Raw genomic sequence first — 13,176 nt, forward strand, 5'->3', positions numbered from 1 at the left:
AGCAACATTTAAGTTTCAATTAAAACTTAACAATCATACTTTGCCGCTAATTTTTTAACTTTTACCTTAGCTTTCACTCCGAGTCTGGCACCTAGAGTTATCCCCTCAGCCACGTCATCCACAATCGGCCGTCGGCAATGTCTCGAGTCTGTTATAGGATCCAAATATTGCGCTGCGTAAAGGTCGACATAAAGGAAGGACGATGAGTTTTAATTCCGGCGATATTCCCCCAAAAAAAGCTTCTGAACCCAATCCACAACAGGGCGATATCAGCTCTAGTGGTTGGTTTGTACGTTTTCTCAATATTGTTGAACGCTTAGGCAATCTGCTGCCCCATCCAATCACCTTATTCGCACTGTTCTGTGTTGCCGTGGTCATTATTTCAGGTATTGCGGGCTACTTTGGGTTAACCGTGGTCGATCCTAGACCTATTGGCTCACACGGCCGCAGTGCAGACGGTTTAATCCATGTGGTGAGCCTAATGAACGCCGAAGGTTTGCGGATGATAGTCTCGCATCTGGTGACCAACTTTACTGGCTTTACACCGCTCGGCACTGTGCTCGTGGCGCTACTCGGCGTCGGGATTGCCGAACGCTCTGGCTTATTATCTGCGGCTATGCGCGCCTTAGTCATGGGTGCCTCTAAACGATTAGTCACTGTGACCATAGTATTTGCCGGCATAATGTCCAACACCGCTGCCGAGCTTGGCTATGTGGTACTTATCCCTATGGCGGCGATGATTTTCCACTCCCTTGGCCGCCATCCACTTGCAGGTTTAGCTGCCGCTTTTGCCGGGGTTTCAGGAGGTTATAGCGCTAACTTATTGCTTGGTACTGTCGATCCCTTGCTATCGGGCATTACCGAAGCTGCGGCGCGCATGATAGATCCTCAATACAACGTCGGCCCAGAAGTAAACTGGTACTTCATGTTTGTCTCCACCTTTGTGATCACTTTCCTTGGCGCCTTTGTCACCGAAAAAATCGTCGAACCTAAGTTAGGTCAATACCAAGATGATGATGCAGACGAAACCGTACTGCAATCAATGGAGAGCATCAGTGCTATTGAGAAACGCGGCTTAAAATGGGCTGGGTTATCTATGTTAGTGCTCGCGGTTATTTTAGCGATTTCAGTCGTACCAGAAGGCGCACCGCTGCGCCATACTGAAACCGGTCTCATCTCAGGTTCGCCATTCCTCAAGGGCATAGTCGCCTTTATCTTTATCTGTTTTGCCATACCTGGCTTTATTTACGGCAAAGTCGTGGGCAGCATCAAAAATGATAAAGATGTCATCAATGCCATGTCCCACAGCATGAGCACTATGGGCATGTATATCGTCCTCGTCTTTTTCGCCGCGCAGTTTGTCGCCTTCTTCAACTGGAGTAATTTAGGTGCAGTATTGGCGGTGTTAGGTGCCGATGCTCTGCAATCCATTGGCTTGACGGGCCCGATCGTATTTTTGTTCTTTATTATGCTCTGCGGCATTATCAACTTGATGCTTGGCAGTGCCTCGGCCCAGTGGGCCATTACCGCTCCTATTTTTGTGCCTATGCTGATGCTGGTTGGTTATGCGCCCGAAACGATTCAAGCGGCGTACCGTATTGGGGATTCGGTGACTAACTTAATCACACCTATGATGAGCTACTTTGGTTTGATTTTAGCGGTTGCCTGTCGTTACCAGAAAAACCTAGGGATAGGTACGCTGATCGCCACTATGCTGCCGTACTCGCTCGTGTTTTTCGTGGGTTGGACAGCGTTCTTCTTCCTGTGGGTATTTGGCTTTGGTCTGCCCGTTGGGCCGGGAGCCGCGACTTACTACACGCCTTAACCGCAATAAAAAGGGCGTCGATGATGAAGTCGACGCCCTTTCTTTATTCAATAGCTTTAGTCGTATAGCCATTCCATTAACAGACTGCAGATCATCAAAAAAATACCTAGATTAAACACATAGGTCTGTAGGGTAGATTTTAATGTCGTGTCCTCAGCTTGCGATACTATCTGGCTCACTGACATAAAAAATAATTGAGGGGCTAGCCCCATGCCCACAAATAACACTGCAGCACCGACACAGCGAGTTAACTCTGGTAGTACAAGCTCCTGCAAGTAAAATGCATAAACGCCATAGGCCAAAAATGCCAGCGCTATGCCATGGCATACCATTCCCACGATAAGTTGCTTAGTGGCAAGATTACCCCACGAAAACACCATGTCACTCCTACACTCAGCTTAACCAGAACTATTGATACTATTGGGCGCGCAGTTTATCTCGCTTACGATTAATCTGCACCCACACAAACCAACCAAATAAAATACCGCCAATGGGATAAATATAGAGCGCTCTTTGCAGTTCCGCCCAGAATGGATCGCCCGATATAAAATAATGTATTAAGGTGACCACGAGGGACGTCAGCATACCCCAGAAAAATACGCCAAAGACCAAAATGACGTACATCTTACCCTTAGCAATGAGTGCATCTAGTTTTTGCAATTCCAACGCAGCATCATCCATGTTTCGTCCTCTTAACTGCCTCAGCGCAATATGCCAGAACTCGCGCACAGTGCCTATCCATCTTTATAACTAACAGCATTAAAATAACAAAAAGCCCTGCAATTGCAGGGCTTTAGTTTAGAAGTTTAGAAATGATCGAGCTTATTCAGCTGAGTTTGGCTTCTGTTCTTTACCTTTCTTCTCGCGCTTACTGAAGAGACGCTCCACTATCACGAAGAATAATGGTACGAAGAAGATCCCTAGGAAAGTCGAGCTCATCATACCGCCGAGTACACCTGTACCAATGGCGTTTTGACTACCAGAGCCGACACCGGTACTGATAGCTAACGGCACAACACCCAGACCAAAGGCTAGAGACGTCATTAAGATGGGGCGAAGACGCACACGCACCGCATGCAAGGTCGCCTCGACTAAGCCTGAACCTTTCTCATAGAACTCTTTGGCGAATTCCACAATCAAGATGGCGTTCTTAGTCGCTAACCCTACTGTGGTTAACAGCCCCACTTGGAAGAACACGTCGTTTGGCAAGCCGCGACCATTCATTGCAATCAAGGCACCGATGATCCCAAGCGGAACCACGAGCACAACTGCAAAGGGTACCGACCAGCTTTCATAGAGTGCTGCCAATACTAAGAAGACCACTAAGATTGACAGAGCATACAGCGCTGGTGCTTGGTTACCCGATAGACGTTCTTCATACGATAGACCGTTCCACGCGACACCAAAACCAGGAGGAAGCTGCTTGGCTAAGTCTTCCATAATTGTCATAGCTGCACCGGTACTGAAACCAGGAGCCGTGGCACCCTGAATGTTCATCGATGGTAAGCCGTTAAAGCGTTCTAAACGTGGAGAACCGTATTCCCATGCACCTGTGGCAAACGCAGAGAATGGCACCATGTCACCCTTGTTATTGCGCACGTACCAAGAATCTAAATCTCCCGGTTGCATACGATACTGGGCATCACCTTGCACATATACTTTCTTCACGCGGCCACGGTCAATAAAGTCATTCACATAAGAACCGCCCCAAGCCGTTGCAAGCACATTGTTCACATTAGTGATTTCAATGCCTAACGCGCTCAACTTAGCGTGATCTACATGTAATTGATAAATTGGCGCATCTTCTTGACCGTTTGGACGCACACCCACCAGATTTGGATTCTGTGCCGCCATACCAAGCAGTTGATTACGTGCCGCCACTAACTTCTCGTGGCCTTGGCCGTTCTTATCCTGCAGGTACATGTCGAAACCGTTCGCTGTTCCCAACTCGATTACCGCAGGCGGTACGAAGGCGAATACTAAGGCATCTTTCATCTGACCGAACACACCCATAGCGCGACCAGCAATAGACTTCACATCCATACCAGGCGCTTCACGCTCAGACCAATCCTTCAAACCAACGAAGGCGATACCCATGTTTTGCCCTTGACCCGCAAAACTGAAGCCCGCCACGCTAAACACCGATCTCACGCCCTCCTCAGCCATAAAGTGATCAGACACTTTCTCCAATACTTTTAAGGTGCTTTCTTGAGTTGAGTTAGTCGGCAAAATGGCTTGCGTGAACAAAATACCTTGGTCTTCATCTGGTAAGAACGCCGTAGGCATACGGATAAAGATCCAACCCACTGCAATAACCAGCACAACGTAAATCGCCATCACTCTAAAGCCGCGCTTGATGATCCCAGCAACGCTCGACTCATAACGATTAGTCAGTTTATCGAAACTACGGTTAAACCAACCAAAGAAGCCAGTTTCGATATGAGCATGGCCCTTCTTAATCGGTTTGAGCATAGTCGCACAAAGTGCAGGAGTTAAAATCAAAGCAACTAGAACAGACAACGCCATCGCAGATACGATAGTGATAGAGAACTGACGATAAATAACCCCCGTTGAACCTGACATAAATGCCATAGGGACAAACACTGCGGAGAGGGTCAGACCGATACCGACTAAAGCACCAGTAATTTGATCCATCGACTTACGCGTCGCTTCCAGTGGACTTAAGCCCTCCTCGGCCATTACCCGCTCGACGTTTTCCACCACCACAATCGCATCGTCCACCAGCAAACCAATGGCGAGCACCATAGCAAACATGGTTAAAGTGTTAATCGAGAAACCCGCTAACGACAGAATCGCAAAGGTTCCCAGCAATACCACAGGTACTGCAATAGTCGGGATCAAAGTTGCGCGGAAATTTTGCAAGAAGAGGTACATGATGATGAACACTAGTACAATAGCTTCAAGCAGGGTATGCACTACACCTTCTATCGATTTTTCAACGAAAGGCGTTGTATCATAAGGATAAACAACTTCTAGCCCTTGCGGGAAGAAAGGTTTCATCTCAGCAATTTTTTCACGAACAGCTTCAGCAGTATCAAGCGCGTTAGCACCCGTTGCCAGCTTAATCGCTAACCCTGTCGCAGGTTGACCGTTATACAGTGACACCACAGCATAACTTTCAGAACCTAATTCAACCCGTGCCACATCACTTAGGAAGACGTTTGCGCCTGAAATATCCGATTTAAGGATAATTTTACGGAACTCTTCTGCCGTTTGTAAGCGGCTTTGAGCCGATACCGTTGCGTTCAACTCTTGGCCTGCCACAGAGGGCGCGCCACCTAACTGTCCAGCTGAAACTTGAGCGTTTTGAGAACGAATCGCAGCGATAACGTCTAAACTGGTCAAGTTGTATTGAGTCAATTTCAACGGATCTAGCCATATACGCATCGCATATTGGGCACCAAACAGCTGAATTTCACCTACGCCCGGTACGCGACTCATAGGATCTTGAATGTTCGCACCAACATAGTCGGCGATATCGCCTTTATCTAACGAACCATCGGTCGATACGAAGCCTAATACCATTAAGAAGCCTGAACTCGACTTGTTAACGTTAACCCCTTGCGCCTGCACCTCTTGCGGTAACAGGGTCATAGCGCCCTGTAACTTGTTCTGCACTTGAACCTGTGCAATATCCGGATCGGCTTCAGCGTTAAAGGTTAAAGTGATCTCAGCATTACCAAAACTGTCACTGGCTGAGGCGATATAACGGAGGTGATCGATACCCGTCATACGTTGCTCAATCACCTGAGTCACAGAATCTTCAACAATCTTAGCGGAAGCGCCAGGATAGTTAGCACTGATCACCACGGTCGGTGGTGCAATGTTAGGATATTGGGACACTGGCAGCGAGCGGATCGAAAGGATCCCCGCCAGCATAATAATCAAGGAGATCACCCACGCAAAGATGGGGCGATCAATAAAAAAACGTGCCATAGCTATGCCCTATTGTGCTTGCGTTTCAGAAATAACTTTGGTGGTTACTGGAGCGCCGGGACGAACTTTCTGTAATCCTTCCACAATCAACTTGTCGCCCACAGTTAAACCAGAAGTAACTCGCCATTGGTTGTTAATCACTTCTGCGGTCGTCACTGTTTTCGCTTCGACTAAACCTTGGTCATTCACCACCATAGCCACAGCTTCACCCTTAGAGTTACGCGTAATCGCTTTTTGTGGAACCAAGATAGCCTGTGGATCAGTGCCCGCATTTAACATAGCGCGAACATACATGCCAGGTAACAAGATACCTTCAGGGTTAGGGAATTCTGCGCGCAGAATAACTGAGCCAGTGTTTGGATCCACGCTCACTTCAGCGAACTGCAACTTACCCGGATGACTATATTGAGTACCATCTTCAAGCAATAATTTCACGTCTGCATTTTCTGAAGCTTGTAGTTTACCTTGCTGCAACTTAGCTTTAAGACGTAACAACTGAGCACTCGATTGCGCGATATCCACATTGATAGGATCAAGTTGTTGAATCGTCGCCAGCGTTTGGCTCTGGTTGGCAGTGACTAACGCACCCGCAGTCACACTCGATTTACCGATACGACCAGAGATAGGTGCTAATACCTCAGTATATTGCAGGTTGATTTTAGCGGTGTTAATCGCAGCTTCAGCCACGGTTACATTCGCTAATGCTTCTTTATAAGCCGCTTCAGCTTCATCGAACTCTTGCTTACTGATGGCGTTGGTTTTTACCAATTGCTGATAACGTGCCGCCTTAGCTTTTGCTGAGGCTAAGCCCGCATTCGCTCTGGCTAAATCAGCATTGGCACTCACTAAAGCAGCTTTATAAGTTGAAGAGTCAATCTGATACAAGGATTCACCCTGTTTCACATTGCCACCTTCAACAAAACTACGCTTAGTGATAATACCGTTAACCTGTGGACGAACTTCAGCCTCGAGGAAAGCTTTACTGCGTCCTGGTAATTCCACCTGAATCACTTGTGGCTGGGCAACAACATTAAGGATTCCCACTTCCATACTACGTGGACCAGCACCCGCCTGAGCGCTCTCTTCTTGAGGGCTGCAAGCTGCCATCCATAACGCCACGCTTATAACTGAGGCAAGTTTAATTGTCTGCCGCATGAGAACTCCTTCAAATATTAACTGCCCACATACCAGTACACTTATTGCGCTGACACGAGCCGTAATTGTAACTAAAATCAAATCCGTTATTTATCTCATAGCCTATATGAATCAACAAGGAAGATAACGAAACTAAATTGTAAACTAATGAAAATTTTCACTCATTCAGCATTACTATATTCATCGAATTGTTATTCGATTTAAAAAATCGGTTAACTTTGAGTGGCATTGTTAGGGAGATATGCCGTAAAACACCCAATAAGCCTACTCCATATTGAATATGTTGCAAATCTGTTCATATTCTAGACTTGCGGCAGGCCAAGGCCCACAGCTCAATGACGTTAGCTTAACCGTCACTTGTTGCAATAATTTGTACATAGAGACGAAAACGCAGCGCGCTTGTTTTTACTCAGGCCACTCTCAGCATCAAGTCGTTAAAAACGACCCTATCAAGACTGACAATACCGAAAGAGAGTAAGCAAAGAGCTGGCTTCAGACTGCTTGTGCGTAAAAACATGAATACATCCGATAGCGGATTGCTGTGCAGTTTATTACATCTACTATTTGTGCACGGCTAAAAGGCAGCGCCAGCGTTATGAGGTAACGCCACACAATTAAACAGTCACAAATAATAGCTAGCGGGCTATTTTAGTGGTTACCCCAAAACGGAGCAAACCCGAAATTCAGATTAATACCCCATTAAATGAAACTCAGACTCCCACAAATAATGCTTCTGTAATGACAAATATTGCTAGCAAAGCAATATTTGTCTATTAAAACTAATTTGTTCATCTTCAATCACAACTTAACAGGACTAAATTCGATTATCGCCCACGCTGCAAGCCAAAATACGGCTGATATCAGCCAAACAACGACCCGACTCCTGTTGCCACTGATTAAATACGGCTTGCACTTGCTTAAGCGCCGTTTGTGATGAAAAGCCCGCATCGACTAACTTATGTGCTTTAAAATAACCTTGTACATCATCGGTTAACAAAAAAGTATCTTTGCCAATACCGCGCAGAAAATAGGGACCCGTATTCCCGCCCAATCGAGTACCTCGTTTCTTTAAAAATGCCCACAACCCGATAATATCCTGCGTCGGCCAAGCGGCGATCAGCTGCGCCAAGCTGCCATGTTCGCGAGCAACATCGTGGATCATCAGAGCATTATCATAAATGGCTTGAGTCTTTTTAAGATGGCGAATCAAGGTCGCATCACTTGCCCGCGCTTGAATTTGCTCAGGCGATAACATTAATACTTTATGCGGTTCGAACCCAAAGAAAGACTTCTCATACTCGGGCCATTTGTTCACAACCACCCGCCATACAAAACCACTTTGAAACACCTGACGGCTCATCGCCGACAATAATTCAGCATCCCGATATTGGCGAATTTCATCATCAGACAGGCAACCAGACAATAAGGCTTCGAGTCCAGCAGGTCCGCCTTTGCGCTCACTGGCTCTGGCATAAATAGATGAAAAACGCTCTAACTGGCTCATATTATTACCTTTAAAATGATTAAATCCCGACACTTCCTATATGGGCTCATAATACCTATTTTTACCCCTGATGGATCACTTGGCTTTGCCAAGAAAAATTGTGTTTATTCCAGCATTTTTTAAGAAAACTCTTACAGCAAGCGCTTCAATTACGACTAAAGTTAAAACGTAAAGTCCGTAAAAGACTGGGTTTGGAGTGAGTGCCTATGGAGCTTTTTTATCACCCGTTATCACGCTATTCACAGAAAGTGCTCATCGCACTTTATGAAAAGCAGGCCAACTTCTACCCCAGAACCATAGATCTACGCGACCCTTTGTCCCGCAAGGAATTTCACCAACGTTATCCGCAAGCGCGAATCCCCCTGCTTAAAGCCCAAAATGAACAGCTGATACCCGAATCCAGCATTATTATCGAGTACTTAGATAGGCATTTTGAAAACAGTACCCAGCTGCTGCCACAAGAACCACAACGCAACTTACAGGTACGTTTGTTCGATCGCATCATAGACAATGATATTAACAACCCATTATTTCAATTAGAAAAGTTAAAGCACATAGAAGACAGCAATGAATTCGAAATCAAACAATTAGAGAAGCAACTACTGACACAGTTTCAACGCTTAGACGCGCAACTCACACAACATCATTGGGTCTGTGGCGACAGTTTTACCTTAGCCGACTGTGCACTCATCCCTTGTTTAAGCTATAGCTTCCAACATCTAAACCTGTTGGATTTAGATGAAATCGTGCGCTATTGGCAGCAGGCACAACTGCGTGGCGCTTGGATGTTAGTACAAGAAGAGGTGTTACTGGCTGAGATGGAGGAAACGGCAGGAATAAGAGGCATACCTTAGCGAGTAAGTCATGCCTCAACACAATCACATATTGCGTTCTTTCTTCAACTGCAAAAACGCTTTCCACTTCACGACTTCTGGCGGCAACTCAGGTGCAGGATCGGTATAACCCGCCTCTTTCACTAGTACATCTAACGGCACTTGCTTACCTTTGCACACAAACACACCGCGCACATGCACGATACAATGTAGGCCACGTTCGCTCACAAAGCGTTGTTCAATATAGAAATATTTTTCATCCCAACCGACGACTTTGGTTTCAATCTCAAAAGTTTTCAGCGGCTTAATATCGCGAATATAGGTAAATTCGGCGGCGTTAACTATCGGCATCCACTTCAACTTTAAGAAACGTTTCAGCAGACCCATCTCAGCCAACATATAGGTCCGCGCCAGATCCATAAACGCGGGATAGCGAGAATTAGTGAGATGGAAATTGATATCGCAATCGCTCGGTAAAGCACGATAAGTGATACGGCTTGTCCCTAGAAAATCGATCTTACGACAATGGCGCGTGCGCCAGAATAACAACCAAAACAAACGAAAATACAGATTCATAACGCGCCGCCCTTGAAATAAGAGCCACAGGCTAACAGAGGTCATACCACAGGGCAAGCGGGATATAGCTCACAAAAAAGACGCCCTAGGGCGTCTTTTTATCGTTCGATTAAGCTAAATACCCTCAGATAATCAGCCCATTAAAAGGGGCTGATTTATCAAAACTCACAATTGCTTATGCAGCAATGCCTGAATGTCTTAACAGGGCATCGATATTCGGCTCGCGTCCCATAAACTGTTTGAACAAGTCCATCGGCTCGGCTGAACCACCCATTTCGAGGATATTGTGCAGGAAACGACGACCCGTTTCAGGGTTGAAAATACCTTCCTCTTCGAAGCGAGAAAACGCATCCGCCGACAGCACTTCTGCCCATTTATAGCTGTAATAACCTGCGGCATAACCGCCCGCAAAAATATGGGCAAATCCATGTTGGAAACGGTTAAAATCCGGCGGTGTTAATACGGCCACCTGACGACGCACTTCGTCTAAGGTTTCTTGAATGCGCGCGCCTTTAGCGGGGTCGTATTCGTGGTGCATTCTAAAATCGAACAACGAGAACTCGAGTTGGCGCAGCATCATCATGCCAGACTGGAAGTTTTTCGCCGCCAGCATTTTATCCAACAAGGCTTTAGGTAATGGCTCGCCCGTTTCGAAGTGGCCAGAAATTTCGGCTAAGGCTTCTTCCTGCCAGCACCAATTTTCCATAAATTGGCTCGGTAACTCGACCGCATCCCAAGGCACACCATTGATACCCGACACGCCTGCAACATCGATTTTTGTCAGCATGTGGTGGATACCATGACCAAATTCGTGGAACAGGGTTGTCACTTCATCATGGGTAAACAGCGCAGGTTTGCCATCGACCGGACCATTAAAGTTACAGGTCAAATAAGCCACTGGCTTTTGTAATCCATTGGCGGTTTGACGGCGCACACGGCAGTCATCCATCCAAGCACCACCACGTTTACCTGTGCGGGCATATAAATCGAGGTAGAAACTGCCTCTGTGTTCGTCAGTTTCGTCGAAAATATCGAAGAAACGCACGTCTTTATGCCATCGGTCAAAATCCTTTTGCTCAAGGATTTTAAGGCCGAACAAACGCGATACTGTGTAGAACAAACCCGAGAGCACTTTATCTTCGGGGAAATACGGACGCAGGATTTCCTGTGAAATCTCATACTTATGCTGCTGCAACTTCTCAGCATAGAAACTTAAGTCCCAAGAGGCCATTTCAGTCACGCGATATTCGGCCTCTGCAAACGCTCTCAGCTCAGCCAGTTCTGCCTTAGCTTGATCCTTTGAGCGCAGCGCTAATTCATTTAAAAATGCCATCACCTGCGCCGGCGTTTCAGCCATTTTCGTCGCCAGAGATTTGTCAGCAAAACTGTCAAAACCGAGTAACAATGCGAGTTCGTGGCGCAAAGCAAGAATTTCGTCCATCAGCGGGCTGTTATCAAACTCTCCGGCATTGGGGCCTTGGTCTGAAGCGCGAGTGACAAACGCACGGTAGCATTCTTCCCTAAGACTGCGGTTTTCGCTGTAAGTCATGACGGGTAGGTAAGATGGAAAATCTAAGGTAAATAACCAACCTTCTAACTCACGCGACTGCGCCATCGCTTTAGCGGCGGCTTTGGCAGACTCAGGCAAACCAGCAAGCTCAGCTTCATCAGTGATCAACTTAGTCCAAGCTTGCGTCGCATCCAGTAATTGATTCGAAAAACCACTGGTGAGTTCAGAAAGACGTTTTACAATCTCGCCATAACGCACTTTTTGCGCGTCATCTAAACCAATACCCGATAGTTCAAAGTCGCGCAGGCTGTGCTCTATCACCATCTGCTGGGCTTGGCTCAATTGTGCAAATTCATTGGATGCTCGCAGCGCTTTATAGGCTTGATACAAACCTTGGTGTTGGCCAACGTAAGTACCGTATTCCGATAAAAGAGGTAAACAAGCATCATGGGCGGCACGCCACTCATCTGTGCTAGTCACTGAATTCATATGAGAAACGGGCGACCAAATTTGGCTTAGCTCATCGTCAACCTGTTCTAATGGCGCGACCAAGTTGTCCCACGTAAAAGGACCTTGGTTCTGCAGCACTTCATCAATCTTAGTGCGGCACTGAGCAATGGCATGCTCAACGGCGACTTGAATATGTTCCGGTTTAATCTGTGAAAAAAGCGGTAATTTTGCGCCGCTAAGCAAAGGGTTGCTCATATTGACTCCTCAACAATCTGTATCTGTTATAAATAAGGGCTAATGGCCTATTTATCAAGGCGAGAAAACCGATTGTCCCCTTCGAACGCCTTACTTAACCCTATTTCCCCTGAAAAAAAGTGAACTAGTTCGCATTTAGGATTTACGTTTTATTTACCTACACATTGTTGCAATCTCGATCGCAAATCGAATCAATTCGCATTAATGTTTGTATGTGGGCAAGGTATTATCTGCATAACTAACGTACCTCGACCAAAATCAGCAAAAATATGGCAACACACTCAGTGAAACTTATCGCCAGCGTCCTCTGCACATTAGGGATCAACTGCCTTAGTCACAACGCAGTTGCTAATGAGGGCCTAGAACAAGTCGATAGTATTTCAAACACCATATTACCCCGCCAGATAACAGAACCTTTGGCGGTGACGCTGGATTTAGGTTGGGACAGCAAATATGTCTCACAGGGTCGCAATAACTTGCAAAATGGGGGTATTTATTGGCTCAATGCTACCGTTCAACACGGCAACTTAACCACTTATGCCTTAGTCGGACGCGGTGATAGCCAAGCCTATACAGAGTGGAATATCGGCCTTGAATATGGGTTCAACTTAGCCGAAAACCTAGAGGCTAATCTGGGATATCAGCGCATTGAAGGCTATAGCAATAGCCGCTGCCAAGATAACGAGCTATTTGCAGAACTCGCCTACAGCGCCACAGCTTGGTTGGTACCATCGATGAGTTATGTCTATTCCACAGAGGCGGCAGGCTACTTTGTTGAAGTGAGTTTGCACAGTTATTGGAATATCACAGACCAGTTCAGCCTCACGCCCTATATCACTCAAGGGTTTGATTTTAAATACCGCACAGAAGAACACGATGGCAGTAATAACCTGCAGTTTGGCCTCGAAGCGAATTATCAACTGACCCCAAGCATGAGTATTAGCGGACACATTAGCCACAGCATTGCCCAGAGTGATATTGAGCAAGAAGCCTCAGCCAATGGCGATATAAGTTCACAGAATCAAACCTATGCTGGCATCCACTTTGCGGTAACGTTTTAATGTCGTTTTAGCCCTGTGTTTCTAGCGCCGTATTACAACCTTCCTCAGTC

At 46.4% G+C, this 13,176-nt stretch carries 10 protein-coding genes; 3 read left to right on the forward strand and 7 right to left on the reverse strand.

The window, feature by feature from the left end; all coding sequences use genetic code 11:
• The first annotated feature begins 202 nt into the window (after window positions 1-202).
• Window positions 203-1,825, forward strand: coding sequence for an AbgT family transporter (locus tag RA178_RS21570; protein ID WP_263208480.1), 1,623 nt, complete (start codon window positions 203-205; stop codon window positions 1,823-1,825).
• 56 nt (window positions 1,826-1,881) lie between these two features.
• On the opposite strand, the gene RA178_RS21575 is transcribed toward RA178_RS21570, so the two are convergent.
• The 5 genes from RA178_RS21575 to RA178_RS21595 all read right to left on the reverse strand — a co-directional run bounded on the left by RA178_RS21575 (window position 1,882) and on the right by RA178_RS21595 (window position 8,441).
• Window positions 1,882-2,205, reverse strand: a complete 324-nt coding sequence (locus tag RA178_RS21575; protein WP_219235070.1) for a hypothetical protein — start codon at window positions 2,203-2,205, stop codon at window positions 1,882-1,884.
• 37 nt (window positions 2,206-2,242) lie between these two features.
• Window positions 2,243-2,506, reverse strand: coding sequence for a hypothetical protein (locus RA178_RS21580; RefSeq protein WP_306683852.1), 264 nt, complete (start codon window positions 2,504-2,506; stop codon window positions 2,243-2,245).
• 141 nt (window positions 2,507-2,647) lie between these two features.
• Window positions 2,648-5,782, reverse strand: coding sequence for an efflux RND transporter permease subunit (locus RA178_RS21585; RefSeq protein WP_105250702.1), 3,135 nt, complete (start codon window positions 5,780-5,782; stop codon window positions 2,648-2,650).
• Window positions 5,783-5,791: 9 nt separating this feature from the next.
• Entirely contained in the window at window positions 5,792-6,937 is a 1,146-nt protein-coding gene (locus RA178_RS21590; protein WP_105250703.1) for an efflux RND transporter periplasmic adaptor subunit, read from the reverse strand.
• Window positions 6,938-7,751: 814 nt separating this feature from the next.
• Entirely contained in the window at window positions 7,752-8,441 is a 690-nt protein-coding gene (locus tag RA178_RS21595; RefSeq protein WP_173497830.1) for a DNA-3-methyladenine glycosylase I, read from the reverse strand.
• Window positions 8,442-8,647: 206 nt separating this feature from the next.
• Here RA178_RS21595 and RA178_RS21600 point away from each other — a divergent pair, with 206 nt between their 5' ends.
• On the forward strand, window positions 8,648-9,295 hold the full coding sequence (locus RA178_RS21600; RefSeq protein ID WP_306683854.1) for a glutathione S-transferase family protein: 648 nt from the start codon (window positions 8,648-8,650) through the stop codon (window positions 9,293-9,295).
• Window positions 9,296-9,319: 24 nt separating this feature from the next.
• Here the strand turns inward: RA178_RS21600 and RA178_RS21605 are convergent, their stop codons facing one another.
• Both RA178_RS21605 and prlC read right to left on the reverse strand, forming a co-directional pair.
• Entirely contained in the window at window positions 9,320-9,850 is a 531-nt protein-coding gene (locus tag RA178_RS21605) for a thioesterase family protein (RefSeq protein WP_011791203.1), read from the reverse strand.
• Between the two features lie 175 nt (window positions 9,851-10,025).
• On the reverse strand, window positions 10,026-12,065 hold the full coding sequence (gene prlC, locus RA178_RS21610) for an oligopeptidase A (RefSeq protein WP_306683860.1): 2,040 nt from the start codon (window positions 12,063-12,065) through the stop codon (window positions 10,026-10,028).
• A 269-nt stretch (window positions 12,066-12,334) separates the two neighbouring features.
• On the opposite strand from prlC, the gene RA178_RS21615 reads away from it, so the two are divergent.
• Window positions 12,335-13,126: a hypothetical protein gene (locus tag RA178_RS21615; protein ID WP_306683862.1), complete on the forward strand. Its 792-nt coding sequence runs from the start codon at window positions 12,335-12,337 to the stop codon at window positions 13,124-13,126.
• Window positions 13,127-13,176: the final 50 nt, after the last annotated feature.

The organism is Shewanella oncorhynchi (assembly GCF_030848765.1).
Lineage (GTDB): Bacteria > Pseudomonadota > Gammaproteobacteria > Enterobacterales > Shewanellaceae > Shewanella > Shewanella oncorhynchi.